This is a genomic window from Variovorax sp. V35 (assembly GCF_041154465.1).
GTDB lineage: Bacteria > Pseudomonadota > Gammaproteobacteria > Burkholderiales > Burkholderiaceae_C > Variovorax > Variovorax boronicumulans.
Window position 1 is genome coordinate 1,382,385 of the sequence record NZ_AP028666.1, and the last position, 19,430, is coordinate 1,401,814.

General features: G+C 61.5%; 20 protein-coding genes and 4 pseudogenes. 8 read left to right on the forward strand and 16 right to left on the reverse strand.

Annotated elements, in window-relative coordinates:
• Positions 1-3 precede the first annotated feature (3 nt).
• Both ACAM42_RS06305 and ACAM42_RS06310 read left to right on the forward strand, forming a co-directional pair.
• Complete coding sequence (locus tag ACAM42_RS06305) at positions 4-996, forward strand: HEAT repeat domain-containing protein (protein ID WP_369631434.1); 993 nt, start codon at positions 4-6, stop codon at positions 994-996.
• Positions 986-1,276 (forward strand): gamma-butyrobetaine hydroxylase-like domain-containing protein, encoded by a 291-nt coding sequence (locus ACAM42_RS06310; protein WP_369631435.1) that lies wholly within the window; start codon positions 986-988, stop codon positions 1,274-1,276. Before ACAM42_RS06305 ends, ACAM42_RS06310 begins: the two co-directional genes overlap by 11 nt.
• 77 nt (positions 1,277-1,353) lie before the next feature.
• Here the strand turns inward: ACAM42_RS06310 and ACAM42_RS06315 are convergent.
• From ACAM42_RS06315 to ACAM42_RS06330, 4 genes and pseudogenes are all read right to left on the reverse strand, one after another.
• Positions 1,354-1,584: pseudogene (locus ACAM42_RS06315) on the reverse strand (transposase); the annotation flags it as partial.
• A gap of 131 nt (positions 1,585-1,715) precedes the next feature.
• On the reverse strand, positions 1,716-3,278 hold the full coding sequence (locus tag ACAM42_RS06320) for a class I adenylate-forming enzyme family protein (RefSeq protein ID WP_369631436.1): 1,563 nt from the start codon (positions 3,276-3,278) through the stop codon (positions 1,716-1,718).
• Positions 3,275-3,838 carry a hypothetical protein gene (locus ACAM42_RS06325; RefSeq protein WP_369631437.1) on the reverse strand — a complete coding sequence of 188 codons (564 nt, stop codon included), beginning with the start codon at positions 3,836-3,838 and terminating at the stop codon, positions 3,275-3,277. Before ACAM42_RS06325 ends, ACAM42_RS06320 begins: the two co-directional genes overlap by 4 nt.
• Positions 3,839-3,864: 26 nt before the next feature.
• Positions 3,865-5,124 (reverse strand): branched-chain amino acid ABC transporter substrate-binding protein, encoded by a 1,260-nt coding sequence (locus tag ACAM42_RS06330; RefSeq protein ID WP_369631438.1) that lies wholly within the window; start codon positions 5,122-5,124, stop codon positions 3,865-3,867.
• A gap of 194 nt (positions 5,125-5,318) precedes the next feature.
• On the opposite strand from ACAM42_RS06330, the gene ACAM42_RS06335 reads away from it, so the two are divergent.
• The 3 genes and pseudogenes from ACAM42_RS06335 to ACAM42_RS06345 all read left to right on the forward strand — a co-directional run bounded on the left by ACAM42_RS06335 (position 5,319) and on the right by ACAM42_RS06345 (position 7,287).
• Positions 5,319-5,936, forward strand: a complete 618-nt coding sequence (locus ACAM42_RS06335) for a TetR/AcrR family transcriptional regulator (protein ID WP_369631439.1) — start codon at positions 5,319-5,321, stop codon at positions 5,934-5,936.
• A 578-nt stretch (positions 5,937-6,514) separates the two neighbouring features.
• Positions 6,515-6,712, forward strand: a pseudogene (locus ACAM42_RS06340) (transposase domain-containing protein); the annotation flags it as partial.
• Complete coding sequence (locus ACAM42_RS06345) at positions 6,709-7,287, forward strand: hypothetical protein (protein WP_369631440.1); 579 nt, start codon at positions 6,709-6,711, stop codon at positions 7,285-7,287. The pseudogene ACAM42_RS06340 and the gene ACAM42_RS06345, both read left to right, overlap by 4 nt.
• Here the strand turns inward: ACAM42_RS06345 and ACAM42_RS06350 are convergent.
• From ACAM42_RS06350 to ACAM42_RS06400, 11 genes and pseudogenes are all read right to left on the reverse strand, one after another.
• Positions 7,247-8,179: pseudogene (locus ACAM42_RS06350) on the reverse strand (IS5 family transposase). The gene ACAM42_RS06345 and the pseudogene ACAM42_RS06350 sit on opposite strands and share 41 nt — an antisense overlap.
• 57 nt (positions 8,180-8,236) lie before the next feature.
• Positions 8,237-8,356, reverse strand: a pseudogene (locus ACAM42_RS06355) (dihydrodipicolinate synthase family protein); the annotation flags it as partial.
• Entirely contained in the window at positions 8,353-9,114 is a 762-nt protein-coding gene (locus tag ACAM42_RS06360; RefSeq protein WP_369631441.1) for an SDR family NAD(P)-dependent oxidoreductase, read from the reverse strand. The gene ACAM42_RS06360 and the pseudogene ACAM42_RS06355, both read right to left, overlap by 4 nt.
• A gap of 50 nt (positions 9,115-9,164) precedes the next feature.
• Complete coding sequence (locus tag ACAM42_RS06365; protein ID WP_369631442.1) at positions 9,165-10,079, reverse strand: LysR family transcriptional regulator; 915 nt, start codon at positions 10,077-10,079, stop codon at positions 9,165-9,167.
• Positions 10,080-10,106: 27 nt separating this feature from the next.
• Positions 10,107-10,445 carry a ferredoxin family protein gene (locus tag ACAM42_RS06370; protein WP_369631443.1) on the reverse strand — a complete coding sequence of 113 codons (339 nt, stop codon included), beginning with the start codon at positions 10,443-10,445 and terminating at the stop codon, positions 10,107-10,109.
• 31 nt (positions 10,446-10,476) lie between these two features.
• Positions 10,477-11,253 (reverse strand): enoyl-CoA hydratase-related protein, encoded by a 777-nt coding sequence (locus tag ACAM42_RS06375; RefSeq protein ID WP_369631444.1) that lies wholly within the window; start codon positions 11,251-11,253, stop codon positions 10,477-10,479.
• Positions 11,250-12,407: a CaiB/BaiF CoA transferase family protein gene (locus ACAM42_RS06380; protein WP_369631445.1), complete on the reverse strand. Its 1,158-nt coding sequence runs from the start codon at positions 12,405-12,407 to the stop codon at positions 11,250-11,252. Before ACAM42_RS06380 ends, ACAM42_RS06375 begins: the two co-directional genes overlap by 4 nt.
• A complete protein-coding gene (locus ACAM42_RS06385) occupies positions 12,404-13,783 on the reverse strand; it encodes an FAD-dependent oxidoreductase (protein ID WP_369631446.1) in 1,380 nt (459 codons plus the stop codon). The genes ACAM42_RS06380 and ACAM42_RS06385 overlap by 4 nt, the downstream gene beginning before the upstream one ends.
• A gap of 61 nt (positions 13,784-13,844) precedes the next feature.
• A complete protein-coding gene (locus ACAM42_RS06390) occupies positions 13,845-14,693 on the reverse strand; it encodes an ABC transporter permease (RefSeq protein ID WP_369631447.1) in 849 nt (282 codons plus the stop codon).
• A 7-nt stretch (positions 14,694-14,700) separates the two neighbouring features.
• Positions 14,701-15,483: an ABC transporter ATP-binding protein gene (locus tag ACAM42_RS06395; protein WP_369631448.1), complete on the reverse strand. Its 783-nt coding sequence runs from the start codon at positions 15,481-15,483 to the stop codon at positions 14,701-14,703.
• A gap of 4 nt (positions 15,484-15,487) precedes the next feature.
• Positions 15,488-16,516, reverse strand: coding sequence for an ABC transporter substrate-binding protein (locus ACAM42_RS06400; RefSeq protein ID WP_369631449.1), 1,029 nt, complete (start codon positions 16,514-16,516; stop codon positions 15,488-15,490).
• Positions 16,517-17,219: 703 nt separating this feature from the next.
• Here ACAM42_RS06400 and ACAM42_RS06405 point away from each other — a divergent pair.
• Positions 17,220-17,983, forward strand: a protein-coding gene (locus ACAM42_RS06405; protein ID WP_369631450.1) for an IS5 family transposase whose coding sequence is annotated in 2 segments (ribosomal slippage) — positions 17,220-17,535 and positions 17,535-17,983 — 765 coding nt in all. Because the reading frame shifts where the segments join, the coding sequence is not laid out codon by codon here.
• A 45-nt stretch (positions 17,984-18,028) separates the two neighbouring features.
• Here the strand turns inward: ACAM42_RS06405 and ACAM42_RS06410 are convergent.
• Positions 18,029-18,421: a VOC family protein gene (locus ACAM42_RS06410; RefSeq protein WP_369631451.1), complete on the reverse strand. Its 393-nt coding sequence runs from the start codon at positions 18,419-18,421 to the stop codon at positions 18,029-18,031.
• A gap of 346 nt (positions 18,422-18,767) precedes the next feature.
• Between ACAM42_RS06410 and ACAM42_RS06415 the strand changes: the two genes are divergently transcribed.
• Positions 18,768-19,055, forward strand: a complete 288-nt coding sequence (locus ACAM42_RS06415; protein WP_369631452.1) for a hypothetical protein — start codon at positions 18,768-18,770, stop codon at positions 19,053-19,055.
• A gap of 89 nt (positions 19,056-19,144) precedes the next feature.
• On the forward strand, positions 19,145-19,429 hold the full coding sequence (locus tag ACAM42_RS06420; protein ID WP_369631453.1) for a hypothetical protein: 285 nt from the start codon (positions 19,145-19,147) through the stop codon (positions 19,427-19,429).
• The last annotated feature ends 1 nt before the right edge of the window (position 19,430 follow it).

The following is a 19,430-nucleotide window of genomic DNA, read 5'->3' on the forward strand; positions in this document are numbered from 1 at the left end:
AGAATGACTTCCTCGCTCCTCGACGACCCCGAACTGCAGGCCATTGCCGAACGCCTGGCCTCGCCCGATGCCGAAGTGCGCCGCATCGCCGTGATGGACCTGGGCGACCTGTCCGACGAGACGCACACGCCGCTGCTGGTCGCGGCGCTGCGCGACGACACGCCGGCCGTGCGCGCCGCCGCCGCGCTGGCGCTCGAAACCATGGAGAGCCAATCCGCCGTCGAAGGGCTGGCGGCGGCGCTCGACGATGCCGATGCGCAAGTGCGCGAAGCCGCTGCCCACAGCCTGGCCGAACTGAAGGAGCCCGCATCGGCCGCGTGGCTGCTGCCGCATGCAGGCACCGGCCCTGCGCGGGTGCGCGCCGCCGTGCTGCGTGCGCTGCGCGAACTGCGCGTGCCAGCCAGCGCCGGCCCCGCGCTGGCGGTGCTTCAGGAACTACGCGCCGCGCAGGACTCCGCCGACGCCATCGCCCTGCGCCGCGAAGCCATCGGCGTGCTCGGCTACCTGAAACATGCGCCCGCGCTGCCCGCGCTGGCCGGCCTTGCCGCCTCCGACCCGGTGGACGAAGTGCGCCGCGCCGCCGTGGGCGCGTTGGCCTTCGCGGCGGGCGATGCGGATGCGCGCGTCGCGCTGGAAACCGCACTGCGCGACGCGAGCTGGCAGGTGCGCGAAGAAGCCGCCACCGCGCTCGGCAAGCTGCAGCAGCCCGCCGCGACCGCCGCGCTGCTGGTGGCCCTGGACGATGCCTACTGGCAGGTGCGCCTGCGTGCGGCCCGCAGCCTGGGGCGCCTACGCAGCGCCGAGGGCGTCACGCCGCTGCTCGCGACGCTGGGCCACAGCATCAGCAACCTGCGCAAGGAAGCCGCGCTGGCGCTCGGCGACATCGGTGATGCAGCCGCGCTGCCCGGCCTCGAACAGGCCGCGCACGATCCCGACCCTGAAGTGCGCAAGTCGGTGCGCTTGGCCATCGCGCAGATCGCGTCGCATGGTGCCTGAGTCCATCGTCGATCACCGGGCCAGTGAGGCGTTGGAGTTCCGCTGGTCGGATGGCACGCGGTATCTCGCCACATACAAGCTGCTTCGCTCGAGCTGCCCCTGTGCAGATTGCAAGGCACTGCGCGCAGCCGGCCGACAGGACGAAGTCGGCACCATTCAATTGAAAAACATGCAGCCCGTGGGCGCTTATGGCGTGCAGTTCTTCTTCAGCGACGGGCACTACCGGGGGATCTTCCCGTGGATTTTCCTGAAGGATCTGTTGGAAAAATCTCCCATATAGCGCACCGGACACACCAATGAACCGGTCCACCCGGGCACCTCCGTCGATCTAGCGTCAAGAGGGGTCTTGAGAGGACGCTTACCCAGTTCAGCCCTCAGCCGACTGATCTCCATTTGCTCTGCGCTCACGGCCTTGCTGTCGGCCCCGCTGAGCTTTCCCTCGCGCTTGGCCTTGACCCAGTTGAACAAGGTCTGCTCGACCAACCCCAGCGTGCGCGCCGCCGCCGCAAGGCTCTGCCCGCCTTCGACCAGCCGCACCGCTTCCTGCTTGAATTCGAGCGTGTAGCGCGCTCTTGCCGTCTTCGTCATTTCGACTCTCCTTGCTTGGATTGAAACACTCAGCAAGGGGTGCGTTTTTCGGGGGCAAGGTCAGTTCAGTGCCGCGGTCGTACGGTTCGAAAGCGAAGGTGCCACCGTCAGAAGTCCCGACAAGCATGTCGCTACCGATCCGTCAGCTCGTCTCGAAGCACATGTTTGCGCACTTTGCCTGTCGCCGTGCGCGGCAATTCTCCTGCTTCTCGGATGTAGAAAATCCGAGGAATCTTGTAGCGAGCGAGTCGTGGCGCGAGAAAGGCGCGCAGTGATTCCGCATCCAAACTTGTTTGTGCGCGACCTGCGACGACAGCCACAACTGTTTCCCCCCATTCGACATGCGGGATTCCTAGTACCGCTACTTCGGCGATTTCCGGGTGCTCGCTAAGGGCGTCTTCGACCTCCTTCGAATAGACGTTCTCGCCCCCGGTGACGATCATGTCGCGGGCCCGATCCACGATGAAGAGATAGCCGTCGTCATCTCTACGTGCAAGGTCGCCGGTTCGATAGAAGCCTTGATCATCGAAGGCCTCTTTATACGCTTTGGAGTCGTTGAGATAGCCCTGCATCGAGGCTGGCGAGCGAAGAAGGATTTCACCAACTTCACCTGATGCGCACTCGCGCCCGGAAGCGTGTTGCAGCCGAAGGGAAACCCCAGGCAACCCCGCGTATCCGATTGACCCTGCTTTGCGCAATGCGTCACTTGGAGGCAACAGAGTACCCAGTGGCCCTGTTTCAGTCATCCCATAAACCTGAAAGAACTGGGTCATGCGGTAGCTTCGGATCAGACGCTGCGCTACCTCAGCGCTCAGTGGCCCTCCACCACAGACCCAGGCGCGCACGTGTCCCAGGTCATGGCGGGCGGCCTCGCTGACAACTCCCAGAGGAGAAAGAAAGGCGATTGGGGAACCGAAGACCAAGGTAGTGCGATGCGTGTTGATTGCATGTACGAATCCTTCCGGGCTGTACTCGCGGAGCAGCACCGCGGTGCCGCCCATCATCAGAACGCCGAGAAGCCAGTTGTTCAACGGCGACGCATGCCAGATCGGCATGGCAATCAGGAACTTGTCTGCGTCGGTGATCGACATTCCCGTCGCCGTGCACAACGCTGTCATGAACACGTTGCGGTGGGTGTGTAGGCAGCCTTTGGGTTTGCCAGTTGTCCCGGAGGTATACAGAATTTCCGCCAGTAACTCGCCGGAAGCGCCGGTGCCGAATGGCAGGGGATCGGCCTGCTCAACGAGACGCTCTAGCAACTGGAGATGCTCGGCTTCTGAGTCCGTCACGATCCACAGGCATTTGTGCGAGACCGCGGTGGCGTGATGAGCCAACTGACCATCCACGACGCAGAGTTTCACCTCCGCATGTCCCAGGATGTAGTTCACCTCCGGTGTCTGCAACTTGTGGTTGATGGGAACCACCACCGCCCCCAGGCGCCAAGCAGCGAACAATGCCAGTACGAAGCCCGAGGTGTTCAGGCACATCAGGCCAACACGATCACCTGCGCCCACACCCAGTGCTTGCAACGCACTGGCGGCTTTGCGGGTCTGAACAGAGAACGCGCCGTAGCTCCAACTGATCTTGTCGGAGCGCAGGCATTCCTTCCCGGTCCTGATGCGGGCATGCTCATCGATGAGCGACACGAGATCCATTGCAGCTTCTCCCGGACGAAATTCGAGGAGTGTGCTCATGTCGCGCTGACGGGAAATGGCATCGAATCGGAGTCTTCCTCCAACCGGAACGCATTGCATACCGATGCAACCGTCCGATACCAACCAACGAGAAGCACGAACTCCATAAGCTGCGCGTCACTGTAGCGCTGAGCCAACCAGGCCCAGGTAGAGTCATTCAAGTCGGCGCTTTCAGCCAGTTCGTCCACTGTATCGAAGAAGCGAAGATCATCTTCGCTCCACAGCTCGGGCGTTGCATGTGGACCGTGGACTGTCGACGTCAAATGGGCTTCGCTTAGTTCCGCCGAGGGCCCGAAGGTGCTGGCATGCAATCCCCATTCATGCGCGGCACCAAGTTTTCCCGTCACGCGGTCGATGGCCATTTCCCTGTCACGTAGCGGCAAAAGGTGGTGTGCGAGAAAACCGGCACCTAGAACCCGCGCGCGAGATGCCAATTCGGGATGCACATGAAAGAGGCGAAAGATCAGCGGAGGTCGACGGTCGGAGTTTGGCGGTAGCCACTTTCGCAGTGATGCGGCGATGGCGGGTTGCTCGGCGTCAGGGATTGCGATGCGGGGCATTGGGGCCTTCTGTTGACAGATTCTATTCATGAACGGTTTGCTTTGGCGGCGGGGCGCTTCATGACGCAGGAGGTCGGCAGCACAGCATCTGCTGCATTCACTGTATCTACGGGCATCCATCCAAAGCCCGTCGCGTCTTGGTCGTGCACAACCCGCTTGCCGTCCACCTTTTTCCAGCTCGTTACAAAGACTTGTTGCTGCGCCTGGTGGTCATCACGTCGAAGCTCGACTGGCCCGTTCAAGCCTTCGAATTTCATGCCTTCAAGACGGGCTGCAACTGCAATCGGATCAGTGGACCGTGCCTCGCGGATGGCCTGGGAGAGCGCCACAATAGCATTGTGGCCAGCACCATTGATGAAGTCTTCGTTGAACTTCTCCTTGAACGAATCGATCACCTTCCCTCCTTTGAAACGAGGGTCGTTCGGGCTGAAAGTGGACACAAGCTTGACCCGCCCTTCACCCGCTGCGCCAACGGCAGCCGGAACGCCATAGGTGTTGGCGTTCAGGGTGTACAGGTCGATGTTCAGACCGGCGTCCCGCATGGCCCGTACCAGGAGAGAGAGGTCTTGACCCGCACCTGCCGTCACGACAGCGTCTGCGCCCGATTGGCGAATCTTCGCCGCGTACGGAGCAAAGTCTTTGACTTGGCCTGTGGGAAGGAAGTCTTCGCCGACCACTTGGACTTCGGGCCTCTTGCGGGCCAAAGTCTCCCGCGTAGCCTTTGCAACATCCTGGCCGTATGAGTAGTTGGGGTTGATCTGGTAGATCTTCTTGATGCTGGACTGGCGCGCCAGATACGTCGTCATGGAATCAACTTTCATATCGGAATTCGCATCGAAACGGAAGTGCCAATAGCTGCACTTGGCATTGGTCATGACTGGTGCTTGAGAAGCGTAGTTCAGGTACACAATCTCCTTGCCAGGGTTGCGTGTGTTGTGGCGCTCAATGGCCTCCATCAGCGCCACGCCGACCGCCGAAGAACTCGCACCCTGCACCACGTAGCGAATGTCCTGCCCGATGATGATGTTCAAGATCGTCAGTGCTTCTTGGGGCGAGTACTTGTTGTCGAAGGGAACGATCTGAAGCTTCACACGCCCTGCCCAGCCGTCCTGGTTGGCCAATTGCACCGAATGTTGAAAGCCCTTGAGCACGTTCAGTCCCAGGCCAGCCATGGAGCCGGACATCATGTCGAGCGAGGCGATTTTTACGGTCTGCTCGGGTTCGGATTGAGCCGCGGCCGCAAAGTACACAGCGCTTGCCGCGATGGCAAGAACGATTTTTCTCATAGGTTTTTCTCTCTTGATCTGGATGCCACTTCAGCCGGCCAACGGCTGGCTTCTTTGTGGTCCATAAAGTCTAATATCGCGACCTCTTTGAGGTGTTCAACTTGACTCGCATGGGCGTCAAACATCCTCCGTCTACGAATCCTCCACAGAGGCGGCGACCGCGTCAGACACGCGCGCACCACACTTCATTGGCCTTGCAGCAGGCCTTTGTTCAACTTCTGACGGAGCGCCCTTACGAGGCCATCACGATCCGGGAAATCGTGGCGTTGGCCGGCACGGCCTTGGGGAGCTTCTACGTGTATTTCCGCGACAAGGACGATCTTGCGCGCGTCTGCCTGCACATGAGGACGAAGTCGCTTCGCGAGGTAATGCGCGAGGCCTTGGCTCGCTGGGGTGGCAGGAACCTGCGAGTGATCGTGAGAGAGACGATTGACGCTCTCCTGGACGCCTGCCTCGAGCACCCTGCCGAGTGGGCGCTGCATTTCTTGTTGGAGCGACACCTGTCGCCACTGAGTGCATACAAGAAATCCCATCTGCAGTTCTCCATGGATTGGATGGCGCTTATCAACTCCAGTAGGGATGCACCGCTGTCGGTGCGCACGCCCAACGTGGCTAGTGCATGCCACACTCTTCTCCATGGCCTGATCTCCCACGCGTGCTTGATCAACGCGTCGGATGGCTCAAGCGCCGCATTGTTGAGTCAGCAGGCACATTCAGCCATCTGGTCTTTTCTAAAAGCGAACTGGCTCGTCGAGCCAAGTGCCAAGCCCCCCCAAGCATCAGCTGCAACCAAATCTCGACCAGCACACTGAACTGAATGGAATTGGTTCGATTTGCAACCGATCAGCAAACCTTGGGATAATCGGCAAATGGCAGGTATGAGCGCCCTGCCTCTCTCATGAATGATGAAATCGGGACGACCGTTACGGTCAAGAACATGGCTGAGGCGGACTGGCTGGATCTGGTGTCTCGCCAGGACCTGGCGGAAGACATCTGCCAGTTTGAATTTCGGAGTGAGGCCGGCGCGGAACTTCCGGCCTACACGGCCGGCGCCCATGTCAGTGTGAAGACCGGGGCAGGCGTGACCCGCGCCTACTCGCTGTGCGGTGATCCTGCGAATCGTTCGCGGTACCTGATTGCCGTGCTGAAGGAGAGCGCCGGCAGGGGAGGGTCCATCGCCTTGCACGAGCAAATGGTGATCGGCGCGTCCGTCAGTGTCGCTCAGCCGGACAACTTCTTTCCTCTCAGCGCTGCGGCCGGTCATCATGTGCTGATCGCTGGCGGCATTGGTGTCACGCCGTTGCTCGCGATGGCGCGCGTGCTCGGTCGCAGGCTGCCGGCGAACAGCCAGTTCTGTCGCTTATGTGGAGATCCACATAAAAGAAAGGCATGGATGTTCGTGGGCAGTGAACTCGCTGGCCAGCGCGCGGCCATCGTGATGAGCCTGGTGCAGTCGGCGCGCCTGAACGGCCATGACCCCTGGGCCTACCTGCGCGACGTGTTGCAGCGCCTGCCGACGCAGCGCGCCAGCCAAATCGAGGACTTGCTGCCGCACCGATGGCAGCCAGCGTCCGACGCGCGACCATGACCTTGCTCACGCAGGCCGTGATGGTCCGGGCGAACATCGACGTCGACCGCATGAGCGCGCAACAAAAGGTTGAGCTGGCTGACGAAATCTACGTCCAGCAGCCCAACCTGCTGGCCTCCATCCTCGTGTTGCCGCGCTACGGGGTCGACATGCTGCAGCTTGAGGTGCCGATCCACGTTCTGCTGGTCGCCTTCCAGGCCATGAAGCACTGCGGGCACGCCGTGCCAACGATCTCTGAAGACGTCCAGGAAACCTGCTTGCAGCGGCTGACGGCGACGATGCAGTTCACCGAGGGCGTGCCGCCAGACCTCGTTGCGCAGATGATCACGAACTCCTGCCTCGGCCACCCCGAGCGCTACTTGTTGGCGTTCGTGTACGGCCACCTTGGCCAGCACGACCTGCTGCGCGTGAGAACTGATGCCGAGAAGTTCCTGCTGCTGGCCGCCCTCAACCTCGTGGAGTGCGTTGCTTACGTCGGAGGGCGCTGTTGCATAACCCGAATTCAGGGCGAGCCTCCCCTTACCCCAGACGCAGCTATGCCACGCGCACAGTCTCAGGCGTTCCCAGACTGGTGAACCTGTTGAGGATCGATGCCCGTACCTGTAGCTCGGTCACCTGCCTCTGGAAGTCCCGTGCCATCACGCGCTCGCCCAGTCTCTTGAAGCACCCCATCTTGGTCTCCACCAGGCTGCGGCGGTGATAGCCGCTCCACTTCTTCCAGATTGAACGACCAAGCTTGCGTGTCGCCCTCAGGATTTCGTTTCTTGCCTGCGCCCCAGCTTTGCCATCCGCCCAAGGCTTGGCGTTCTTGCGTGTGGGGATGATCGCCGCGGCCTGCCGGCTGGCAATGGCCTCGTGGCACGCTTTGGTGTCATAAGCACCATCGGCGCTCACCGAATGCAGTTGTTCGTCCGCAGGAATCTGCGCCAGCAACTCCGGCAGCATCGGCGCATCGCCAATGGCGTTGTCCGTGATTTCGATGGCGCGGATCTCCAGCGTCTGCGCATCGATGCCCAGGTGCACCTTGCGCCACTGCCGGCGGTAGTCGGCACCGTGCTTCTTCGTCTTCCATTCGCCTTCGCCCAGCATCTTCACGCCGGTGCTGTCGATCAGCAGGTGTAGGCCCGCGCTGCTGCGGCGCGTGGCAATGGCCACACTCAATGTCTTCTGACGCCGCGACAAGGTGCTGTAGTCGGGCACGGCTCAGTCCAAGTGGGCCAACTTGATCAGGCTCTCGGCCAGGCCCGTCGCCTGGCGCAGGCCCAGCCCGAACATGCACTTCAAGGTCAGGCAGAACTGGATCGCAGCATCGCTGAACACAGCGGGCCGGCCTGAGCGACCACTGGCAGGAGCCAGCCATTGAAGGTTGGCATCGAGCCAAACCATCAAGGATCCCCTGCGCTTGAGCGCCGCGTTGTACTCACTCCAGTTCGTCGTGCGGTACTTCGCCCGCGGTGGCTTGCTCATCTGTCTAGCCTAGCCTAACCACGATCGGGGACCACTCCCGCGGGGTTATGCAACAACGCCCGCGTTGATCATGAAGTCGATGCAGCGCCTCTGGCTTGTGAGGTCGAGTTGGCCCGTTTCGGTGAAGGTTGTCGGCACGACCGGGAAGATGCCCCGATAGCGCGGCCTGGCCGTCATGGCATCACCTGGCCGCCGTTGACTTCAATGATCTGACCGGTGATGTAGCCGCTGGTGGCCTCGTTAGCGAGAAAAAGAAAGGCACCGACGCATTCTTCGGCCGTCCCTAGTCGGCCCATCGGTATTGCGTTCGCGAAGTTCTTCAGCACGTCGGGGCTGGAGTGTCCGTCATGAAATGGTGTCTCGATCACGCCTGGCGCCACGGCATTGACGCGGATATTTTCCTTCACCAGTTCCTTGGCCATGGTGCGCGTGATGGTTGAGACAAACCCCTTGCTGGCAGCGTATAGCCCGGCGCCTGGGCCGCCGCCGGTGCGCGCCGCCTGGGTCGTTACGTTGATGATGGCGCCACCGCCGTTTGCCGCCATCAAGGGGATCACGCGCCGGCTGACCGCGACCACGGATCGGGCGTTGAGGCGAAACACCGCGTCGATGTAGTCGTCGTCAGCATCGACGATGGGCGAGCGCTTAACGAAGCCGCCTGCGTTGTTGATCAACACGTCGATGCGACCGAAAGTCTCGTGGACGGTGCCAACCATCCGATCGACCGCGACGGAATCGCTCACATCGGCTTGGACCACGATGGCTTGGCCGCCGGCGACTTCGACATCGTGCGCGACCGCTTTGGCCTCCTCGAGACTGACGCGATAGTGCACGGCAACACGCGCGCCCTCTTTGCCCAGCGCGCGCGCCACGGCGGCACCAATGCCTGTACTGGCGCCTGTAAGCAGGACTGCCTTGTTCTTCAGATTGCTCATGTCGATTCTCTTGGGGGAAGGGATGGAAGAGACCGCCGCAGCGTGTTCGCTCAGAGTGCGGCGGCAGTGATCTCAAGTTGAGTAAGCCGCCGCGCCATGCGGCCGGCGAAGTTCTGCGTGACAAGTGGCAAGGCGCGTTGTGTTGGCACCAGGATGCCCACCTGCAACTTGGCCAGCGCTGGAAGTTCGAACGGCCGCCAGAGCAGATCCCCGTTTCTGAGTTCCTCGATGAATGCAATCTTCGAGAAGCACGAAATTCCCTTGCCGCCCATGATCAGGCGTTTGAGAAGGGGGGTGGAATTGCAGGTCGCGGCCGGCTCCATGTCGTCCCAGAAGGCGGCGAACTCGGCGGACAGCGAGGCGCTTAGTACTGGGTGCGAGTTCGAGCGCAGGAATGGATACTTGGCGCACTCCCTCAACGAAACACTCGCGTGCTTCGACAGCGGATGTCCCGGCGGCATGACCAAGCCGATCGGCAGGTTGGCAGTGGCGATCGACTCTACGCCGCCGGGCAGTCGGCTTACGAAGGTGAGTCCCACGTCGGCCTGGCCCGACATCACGAGCTGGGGGATCTCCATCGGTTGAGTCGAGGTGATGGTGTATGTGACCGCTGGAAAAATCTGCAAGAACTCCTCGACCGCCGATGGCAGGAGTTCCTCGAAGAACGAGTCCATCGCCGCGACTTTGACGTGGCCCGTCCGTTCGCCCTTGAGTGCATCGATCTCCGTGCGCATCACCTGGAACTGGTGCAGGGTTTCCTGCGCGTGCTTGAGTAGCCGTTCGCCGGCGGCGTTGAGACGCAGGCCATTGGGCAGGCGATCGAATAACTCGACGCCCAATTCGTCCTCGAGTTTGTGGATCTGGCGGTTGACGGCACTCGCAGCGACATAGAGGCGCTCGGAGGCCTTGCGCACCGAACCGGCGCTTGCCACTTCGATGAAGTACTTCAGGACGATGGCGTGCATCAGCCTGCCCTCCGGAAAGCAGCAGCATCATCCCACCATCCGGGTGCTCGGCGCTTCCTGCACGATGTACGGATGGTCGCAGGCCATACGCCTTCCATCGGCACCACCCGGCGATCCCAGTGCGCTGACTTCGATTCCAAAAAACTCGCGGTTGATCGCCGCGTAGTGGCGCAGCCCGAGCGGTAGCCGAAACTCCTCATAGATCGCCTGGGTGGGGCAGGCAGAGACACAAACGCCGCAATCGATGCATTCATCTGGGTGAATGTACAGAGTACGGGTACCCTCGTAGATGCAATCGACTGGACAGCACAGGACGCAGGCACCGTCCTTGCAGTCGATGCAGGCCGTGGTGATGACATGGGCCATGAAAGAAATATTCGTGAAATGGTGTTGCGTTCTAGCGGCCTTGCCACCGAGGCTTCCGCTTCTGCTGGAAGGCCAGCACACCTTCATTTGAATCTTCGGATTGCAGCGCCGTCACCAGCGCCGGCAGTCGCGTGCAGTGAGCCTGCGCAGGCGACATCGTGCTCGTAAGGCGAACCACCTGCTTGAGAGCTTTGAGCGACAGCGGAGCGCATGCCAAGATCTGTTGCACCCAGCGATCGACGGCACCGTCGAGTTCGACGCGTGGAACGACTTCGTTGATCAGGCCCATCTCCAGTGCACGGCTGGCGTTGACCCGTTGTCCTGTGAGCATCATGCCCATGGCTTGGCGGTACGGGATTTGGCGCTGCAGCAGCAACATGCCGCCGTCCAGGGGCAGGCGCCCCACCAGCGGTTCGGGCAATCCGAAGCTGGCTTCCTCACAGGCTACGACGAGGTCGCAGCCCAGCACCATTTCGAAGCCACCTCCCAGCGCGAAACCATTAACTCTTGCGATCACTGGAACGTTGAGTGTTTCGCGCAGCGCGATGCCACCGAAGCCGCCCGATCGCGAGGCCGCCCAGTAGTCGACACCCTTGAGGTTCGATGTGTTCTTCAGGTCCGCGCCGGCGCAAAAGGAACGCTCGCCAGCGCCGGTCAGCACCACGACGCGGATGTCGTTGTTCCGCTCAATTTCGTTCCAGATGCCAACTAGTTCGGCCTCGGTAGCGAGGTCGACTGCATTCAAAACCTCGGGACGATCAATCGTGATCGTGGCCACGTGGTTCGTGACGTCGAAGAGAACGCTCATGCTCCTGCCTCTTCGATTAGAGTCCGCGCTTCGGCCAGCAGCTCTTCCGTGTGCTGACCCAGTTTCGGCGGCTCCCGTCGCAGGCCCGCGCGAGTATCGGACATGCGGATCGGGCTCGCGATGAACCTGAGCGGGCGGTTAGCCGAGTCGTCGCCTTCGAGGATCATCTCGTTGTGCAGAGTCTGTGGATCGACGAGGGCCTCGCGCATATTGTGTACCGGTGCCGAAAGCAGATCCTGTTCCTCAAGGCGCGCCAGCCAGTATTCGCGCGTGCTGCTCGCAAAGCGCTCCCTGAAGATCGCATGCAGTTCGGCTTTGTGCCTGAACTGCGCTGCTAGATCGACGAAGCGCTCATCCTGCGAGAGGTCATCGATCTCCAGCGCTGTGCAGATGTTGCGCAACGGATGTGTCTTGAACGCGCCGACCAGCACCAGCGCACCGTTCTGCGTATCGAAGACGCCAGACAGGGGCATGGCGGCCCAGTTGACTTCCGAATCCTCCATCATGATCATCGCAGCTTCCTGCATCTGCATAGACAGCATCGAGTCGTAGAGCGAGACAGAGATCTTCTGGCCTTCGCCGGTACGTTCGCGCTGCAGTAGCGCGAACAAGATGCCTTGCACCATGTGCATGCCAGCCGTGTAGTCAGCCAACGCGGTTGGGTAGATTGAGATCGGCGCGGAGTCGTCTGCACGGCGCGCCATGACGCCGGTCAGAGCCTGCGCCAACACGTCCTGCCCCCCCTTGTGAGCGTAGGGGCCAGTCTCTCCAAAGCCGGTGCCCACCGCATAGATAATGCGCGGATTTATCTTCTTGCAATCCTGATATCCTAGGCCAAGGCGCTCCATCACACCGGCACGAAAGTTGTTGGTGACTACATCGGCATCGGCGATAAGCGCCTTGACCAAATCTACCTGTGCCGGGTCGCGCAGGTCGATCTCGACACTGCGCTTGTTCCGATTCAGGCTACAGAAGATCGGGTTGTCGTCACCGGCGACCGGTGCAAAAGTTGAGCGGCTCAGGTCTCCAGCACCTTTGCGCTCGATTTTGATCACGTCGGCTCCGTGGTCTGCCAGCATTTGTGTGCAGACTGGCCCCATCATGACCTGCGTGAAGTCGATCACGCGGATGCCGTGCAGAGGAAGCGTGTTCATGCTGCCTCCGCGAACGAGCGGGCGATGGTAGGGATGTCGGCATTGGGACCCTCTTGTTCGCCAGGGTCGGCGCCCTGGGCGCGTAGTGCGCGCTGCAGCTTCCCGATGTCGACGTTGCGCACCGACACGTTGGTGTCCAGCGAGAGCGCAGCGGCTGTACCGGTGGCTTCCCCCATTGCCATGCAGGGCGGGATTTCTCGGGAGACCTTCTGCGCGGCTGAGGTCGAGGAGTAGTGGCGACCGGCTACCAGCAGGTTGTCCACGCTGCGCGGCACCAGGGTGCGGTACGGGTAGTAGTAGTCGCGACCGCGTGCCACGCTGTCCTCGAAGCGCACGCGGTTGGCGACATCGTCCTTGGTCATCACGTACTCGCCTTCGAGAAGGCGCGTCTGGCGGATACCGGTCTGCGGCGCCAGGTCGATCAGATAGCAGTCCTTGAAGCCCGGCAGCTTGGCGCGGATAAATTCGATCACCTTGTGGATGGTGGCGCGCCCTTGCACCTCGGCGCGGGTCAGGTCGGCCACCTTCAGGCCGTCCAGGCCTGCCATGTGCGGGCAGTTGCACCACACCACGCCGGGTAGCGGCGTCTTGAGCCACCACGAATCCCAGGCGCCGCCCAGGATGTGCTTGACCTCGCGGTCGATCGTCGCGAAAGCTTCCGGCTCCTCATGCTCGAAGCACTCGGCTTCGTTGGTATCGACACCGCCGAGGCGAAATACCGTAGTCACGATGTAGGCACCGCTGATGTGCGGCGCGCCGGCGGAAGCTGCCACGTCCAGGTCACCCGTGGCGTCGATCACCACTTTGCCCAGGATGGCTTCGCGCCCGCTCTTGGATTCGACCACTACGCCCTTAACCTGGCCCTCTTCCACAAGCGTGCGCGAGAACCAGGAGTGCAGGCGCAAGTTGATCCCGGCCTGTTGCACCATTTCGAGAGAGGCGCGCTTGAAGGCGTCTGGATCAAAGGCTGCGGCGAAGCAGATCGGGTGCGGCTTTTCCTTGCTGTGGAAGTCGAAGGTGCCCCAGCGCTTCCAGCGACGCACCGACTCGGGCAAGACGCCCCAGTCCTTCTGCTTGGGATATTCGGCCAAGCCACGTTCGGCCATGCGCTCGATTATTTCGAGGCAGATGCCGCGCACCGAAATTTCCCTCTGGTGGTTGTCCCACATGTCGTCCAGCACCAGCACCATGCCGCCCGAGGCGAGACCTCCGAGATGGTTGTAGCGTTCCAGCAAGGTGACGCTCGCACCGTTGCGCGCGGCAGCGAGGGCCGCGGCCTGGCCGGCAGGACCGCCACCGACCACTACGACATCCGATTCGGCTGCGACGCGAATGTCGTGCGCAGGTTCATGCATCCAGTCGCCAATACGGCTCATAGGAATCTCCTAGTGAAGTTTTGAGAGGTGGGGCGTCGCTCGGAGCGAGGCCCCGAGGGTTTCAGTGGTGACCGTCGGGCTGCCAGCGGATGATCCAGCGCTCGGCCAAGGCCACGAGTAAGAAGAACAGGCCCGACAGAGTGGCGCTCATTACGATCGCGGCATAGAGCAGTGGCGAATCAAAGTTGAAGGTGGCCTGCAAGATCATGGCGCCGATGCCCACTGTGGCCCCTACCCACTCGCCCACTACCGCGCCAATCACGCTCATCGAGGCTGCGATGCGAAGGGCCGAGAACAGGTAGGGCAGAGCGTTCAACAGCCGCAGGCGGAAGAAAATCTCCATCTTGCTTGCGGACAGCACGCGCATCAGTTCCATGGCTTGCGGATTCACCGATTCGAGGCCGCGCACCATGTTCACGAGCGTCGGGAAGAAGCACACCAGTGCCGCGATGGTGATCTTCGGCTCCATGCCGTTGCCCATGATCAGCACAAGGACCGGAGCCTTGGCCACCAGCGGGACTGCATTGAACATCAGCACGACAGGGAAGAAGATGTCCTGCAGCGTCTTGTTGTGGACGAACACCGTGGCGACCGCCATGGCCGCCAGGTTGCCGATCAGGAAACCGCCGGCTGCTTCGAGCGCGGTCGGAATCAGGTTGTCCAGCAGAATAGCGCGCTTGGCGTAGAGCGTCTCGACAACCGCCCATGGCGTGGGTGCGATGAAAGGCTTGACATCGAAAAGAACGATGACGGCCCACCACAGCACGATGAGCCCGCCGATACCGAGTGCCGGTAGGATGCGACGGCGCCACAGGCGGCGGCGGCGGGCGGCCGCCCACGCGATGTATTCGGCGTCGGCCGGCGTCACTGCAAGGCCGGGCACCGGCGTATCGATGGAACTGGTAGTCATGTAAGCCTCAGCAGGTTTCCAGCACGCGCCGCAGGTGGGCCGTGAGCCGGACGAACTCGGGTGTTTCACGGATATCCAGGGTGCGGTTTTCCGGCAGATTCACCGGCACGATCTCGCGGACACGGCCGGGGTTGGCTGCGAGCATCAGTACGCGCTGGCCAAGGAAGGCAGCCTCATGGATGCTGTGCGTGACGAACAGGATCGTCACGCCGGTGTCTTTCCAGACGCGGCGGATCTCCTCATTGAGCCGGTCGCGCGTGATTTCGTCGAGCGCGCCGAAGGGCTCGTCCATCAGCAGGATTTTCGGATCGCTGGCTAGCGCGCGTGCGATCGACACGCGCTGGCGCTGCCCACCTGACATCTCGTGAGGCCAGGCGTGCGCCCGGTCCTTGAGGCCGACCAGTTCCAGAAGTTCTTGCGGAGAACGGCGGCCCTTGCGGCTGGCGCCACCGCCTACCTGCAGCGGCAGCTGGACATTCTGCAGCGCCGTGCGCCATGGCAGCAGCGCCGCGTCCTGGAAAACGAAGCCGATGTCGCGGTTCTTGCGCGCGGCCTGCGGTGAAGTGGAGAGCACCTCGATCTTTCCGCGGTTCGGCTCCAGCAGGTCTGCCACCACACGCAGGAAGGTCGACTTTCCGCAGCCCGACGGGCCCAGCAGTGTCAGGAATTCGCCCTGCGCAACGTCTAGGTCCAGGCTTTTGATCGCGGTGACATCGCGGCGCTCGGTGAAGAAGCGCATGCCGATATCGCGGCACGAGATCGCCGCAGCGGCGTTCAGTACGGCAGTCATGGCGTCAGACCTTCATACGGTCGGCGGTGGTCGACTTCAGCCCATCAAGCCAGATGACGTCGTCCACTTTCGGCGTTCGTGCGGTGAACTGGCGCAGTTCCGAATACATCGAGATCTGCGCCTGCCAGATAGCGGGATCCATGGTGCCCCATCCCTGAGTTTGCGCGAGGCCGCCGAAGGCATATTCGAGCATGGTGTCGACCGCGGCACGCTCGTCCTCGCGTTTGAGATTCGGATACTCTTTCACCAGGAGGTCGACCGATTGGTCGCGGTTGGTCTTCGCATGCTGCCAGCCGCGCGAGGTCGCACGCAAGAAGGCTTCGATGAGCTTCGGCTGGGACTCGAGTGTCTTGGTCGAGGCATAGTAGGGCAGCGCATAGAGTTGCACGCCCCCATCCCACAACGTCAGGTCGACACGGTCCGGGCCTAGTGCCTTGAGTGCGGTCGTGCTGGTGAGCCAGCCTGTGACGACGTCGACTTGGCCGGTCAGCAGCGGCACCATGTCGGAGCCGACCGTGATGATGGTGACGTCCTTCTCGGCGATCTTGTTCTTCGCCAGCAGGGCGCGCAGCAGGATGGCCGCGGTTGAGGGGATGCCGACCTTCTTGCCGATCAGGTCGGCGGGTTTGCGCACGGGATTCTTGGCCAGTGAGAAGAAGGTGAACGGATGCTTCTGGGCGCCGACAGCGAAGCACTTGATCGGCAGGCCCTGCGAGACGGCCAACATTACCGAGGGGCTGGACGAAACCTGGCCCACCTCATAGCGGCCAGAAGCCACGATGGCCACGCCATCGATGTTCGGTCCACCGGGCTGGATGGCGAACTCGATGCCTTCCTGCTCGTAGAAGCCCAGCCGCTTGGCCACTACCTCGCCGATCTGGTTGATGCTGGGGATCCAGCCGAGCTGCATGTTGATGCGCGCCTTGCCCTGCGCGAAGGTGTCGAACGACAGCATGCTGCCGAACGAGAGGCCCCCGGCAACGAGCGAGGTCTTGAGAAGGCTTCGGCGACCGGGGTCCCGGAGATTGGCCATGGCGGATTCCCTTGTAGAAGAATTGGGAGCGGAGAGCGTGACCCTGCGTGTTGTCTTCGTCACGTTGAAGGGCCAGCGGGAGCGAATGTTAGGAGCCCACCGCGTTGCTTCCAAGCATCGTTTTTCGCGCCGGGCGCGCTAAAAATTAGGCATCGGGGAAGACCCTGAATCGGCAAGAAGGCGATACAGAATGGGCCTCGCAACACGCAGCTTCGATATGTGCGGCTGCAGCGTGCTCAAGGTCGGTCACCATGCCGACTTGGTGATGCTCGACGCTGGATAGGTCGCCATCCCGAAAAACAAGGATCCAACACGACCAGCCGAAGGGATTCCAGCGCATTCGCCCCTACGGGCTCCGGGTCAACGGCAACCGCAAGGACGGCCTGACATGCTTTCGCGAACTCCGCTGCAACCATCCGCTAGTAATGCGGCCAAGTGCCGGCCGGGTCTTTCCAGTTCAACGCGCTACCGCGTATCGACGGCACGGGCACGGGCACGGGCACGGGCACGGGCACGGCGCAGGTGGCGGGACCGGCGTGCCGCCACCCAGCCTCTCACTCTTTGACAGCAGTTGCCTGTTGGTATTCGGTCGGAACGACTGGAGGGTTGACTGAGCGTGGTGAAACGCAACTACAGCCTGCGTTTCTGTGACTAGGGCCTGTTACTAATTGCGCGCACCGCGTGTTCGAGCGACATTGGTGGCATGGAGATCACACGAGCGCAGTTTGAGCAGATCGAGGACTGCTTGCCGACTCAGCGAGGCAATGTCAGCTTGTCGAACTTGCAGGTACTCAATGCCATCTTGTACGTCGCCGAGCATGGGTGCAAGTGGCGAGGCCTGCCCAAGCGGTTCGGCAACTGGCACACCATCTACACGCGCATGAATCGCTGGGCCAAGTCTGGCGTCCTGGACAGAGCCTTCGCGCGGCTACAGCTCGCGCAAGTGGTGCAGATCAAGATCGAAGCCGTGTCGTTGGACAGCACCAGCGTCAAGGTGCATCCCGATGGCACAGGCGCTCGAAAAAAAACGGTCCGCAAGCTATCGGCAAGTCCCGCGGCGGATGGAACACCAAGATCCACCTTCTCGCCGCGGACGCGCGCACGGCCGTAACGTTCTCGTTGTCGCCGGGTCAAGCGCACGATGCACCCGAAGGTCGCGAGTTGTTGAGGCGCTTGGGCGCGCCGAATCGGCCACTGCATCTGCTCATGGATCGCGCCTATGAAGGCAACGAGACTCGGCAGCTTGCGCTCGACTTGGGCTTTATCCCGGTCGTCCCGCCACTGCGCACCCGCGTCGAGCCGTGGGAATACGACCGCGCCATGTACAAGCGCCGCAACGAAGTCGAGCGCTTGTTCCGTCGGCTCAAGGGCTATCGGCGCATCTTCTCCCGATTCGACAAGCTGGACGTCATGTTCACCGCCTTCATCAGCTTCGCTCTCATCGCTGATGGCTTGCGGTTGTGTTAACAGGCCCTAGTTCGCTCCACACGTTCGCGAGCGCTTCAGCACACGTCATTGCGCTCCCCACGCTGCCTGCTGGAGCACAACGCGGTAGCCATCTAGGTCTGCAAACGTGCGACCGCGGCGTTGCCAATACGGATTAAAGGACGAGACCTCGGTGAAACCGGCGGTGAGCATGGCTTCGGATGAGCGCTGCCATTCTGCAGGGTCCGGCATATAGAAGACGGTGAGGTCCTCCACTGTGGGAGCCGGGATTACCGGGTGGTCGCTGCAATGCGTGAACGCGAAATGGTAGGGCAAGCCAGGAAACCCGACTATTGCAGCAGCAAACCCTTGGTGGTCCAAAAACCTGTCAAGTTCACGCAGGCCAAGGCCATCGCAATACATGGCTAGCGAGCGTTCCACGGAGCGGACTGGGCGAACGATTCGAAGCTGAACGGTCATGTGCAAGAACCTTCCATGGCTGAATTGAATCTGTACCTCAAAATCGTACTGCACAAGAGCGGTCCAACACTGCTGTGCAAGTGCGCCTACCTCGCTACCGCGAGGAAATTGCCCACCGCCTCCTAGCGAACTTCGCTGAGGCGCTGAACGTCGGCTCTTGCCGCCGAAAGCCGAAGTCTAGTCTGCAGGCTAGAGGCCGTCGATTGGTCCAGATGGACTGGAAGGCCATATACAGGGTTCAATTCGAGGAGTCGATCTCGGCGATAAGCGGTCGCGGCAATGGCAATATGTCGATAACTGTGCGTTCACGTTAAATATGCACTTTCGGCACTCAGGACATCGAGGGATGCGGCATGCTGGCACGCGACGACATCGGTATCCCGACCATCTGGGGGATCTTTTGAAAGATGCCCGGCACCTGGTCACCAGGCGCTACCTGCGTCAGCTCTATCCGGATCCGATGACGGGGCAGGCGCTGGTGCCGCTGATTGCACCGCAGGGCGGTATCTGGGGGGTGGCCAGTGCCTCGAAGGAACGCCCCATTCGCGCGGCGCTGCCAAGAGGCGTTGTGACGATTGAGCACCAAGCGAATACCTATTCGGATTGGCGCTTCACCTATCTCGGGGGGCAATGACAAGTGCATGGCTGCCCCATCTCCATAGGCCGGCAGTTTGTGGCGGCGGAGACTAGACTTTCGCTGCTCGCCGAGATCGGACCCTTGCCATGACACCAGAAACCTATCCAATCGTTGGGAAATTCAAGAACGAAACCGTCGCCACGATGACGCTGTATCTTGAAATGGTTCCCGAGGAGGTTGTTCTTGAACCTGGCGACGAGGTTGAGCTTCTTGCGCAACCCACCGATAACCTGCTGCCTCTTGATATCGCTCCCGTAGAAGGCGGTTTCCATATACACGCACACAAAGAATTTGGTCCTGATTGGCACGTCAGATTCAGAGGCCAAGTGCTCAAGGCCGGCAATCCAACGCGCCTTTCAAACTATCGCTGAA

Coding starts and splice junctions, on each gene's coding strand:
- ACAM42_RS06400 (WP_369631449.1), bottom strand. CDS start 16,516: ATGGCCAATCTCCGGGACCCCGGTCGCCGAAGCCTTCTCAAGACCTCG.
- ACAM42_RS06380 (WP_369631445.1), bottom strand. CDS start 12,407: ATGAACACGCTTCCTCTGCACGGCATCCGCGTGATCGACTTCACGCAG.
- ACAM42_RS06390 (WP_369631447.1), bottom strand. CDS start 14,693: ATGACTACCAGTTCCATCGATACGCCGGTGCCCGGCCTTGCAGTGACG.
- ACAM42_RS06420 (WP_369631453.1), top strand. CDS start 19,145: ATGACACCAGAAACCTATCCAATCGTTGGGAAATTCAAGAACGAAACC.
- ACAM42_RS06330 (WP_369631438.1), bottom strand. CDS start 5,124: ATGAGAAAAATCGTTCTTGCCATCGCGGCAAGCGCTGTGTACTTTGCG.
- ACAM42_RS06360 (WP_369631441.1), bottom strand. CDS start 9,114: ATGAGCAATCTGAAGAACAAGGCAGTCCTGCTTACAGGCGCCAGTACA.
- ACAM42_RS06415 (WP_369631452.1), top strand. CDS start 18,768: ATGCGGCATGCTGGCACGCGACGACATCGGTATCCCGACCATCTGGGG.
- ACAM42_RS06320 (WP_369631436.1), bottom strand. CDS start 3,278: ATGAGCACACTCCTCGAATTTCGTCCGGGAGAAGCTGCAATGGATCTC.
- ACAM42_RS06395 (WP_369631448.1), bottom strand. CDS start 15,483: ATGACTGCCGTACTGAACGCCGCTGCGGCGATCTCGTGCCGCGATATC.
- ACAM42_RS06365 (WP_369631442.1), bottom strand. CDS start 10,079: ATGCACGCCATCGTCCTGAAGTACTTCATCGAAGTGGCAAGCGCCGGT.
- ACAM42_RS06370 (WP_369631443.1), bottom strand. CDS start 10,445: ATGGCCCATGTCATCACCACGGCCTGCATCGACTGCAAGGACGGTGCC.
- ACAM42_RS06375 (WP_369631444.1), bottom strand. CDS start 11,253: ATGAGCGTTCTCTTCGACGTCACGAACCACGTGGCCACGATCACGATT.
- ACAM42_RS06345 (WP_369631440.1), top strand. CDS start 6,709: ATGACCTTGCTCACGCAGGCCGTGATGGTCCGGGCGAACATCGACGTC.
- ACAM42_RS06325 (WP_369631437.1), bottom strand. CDS start 3,838: ATGCCCCGCATCGCAATCCCTGACGCCGAGCAACCCGCCATCGCCGCA.
- ACAM42_RS06305 (WP_369631434.1), top strand. CDS start 4: ATGACTTCCTCGCTCCTCGACGACCCCGAACTGCAGGCCATTGCCGAA.
- ACAM42_RS06310 (WP_369631435.1), top strand. CDS start 986: ATGGTGCCTGAGTCCATCGTCGATCACCGGGCCAGTGAGGCGTTGGAG.
- ACAM42_RS06410 (WP_369631451.1), bottom strand. CDS start 18,421: ATGACCGTTCAGCTTCGAATCGTTCGCCCAGTCCGCTCCGTGGAACGC.
- ACAM42_RS06385 (WP_369631446.1), bottom strand. CDS start 13,783: ATGAGCCGTATTGGCGACTGGATGCATGAACCTGCGCACGACATTCGC.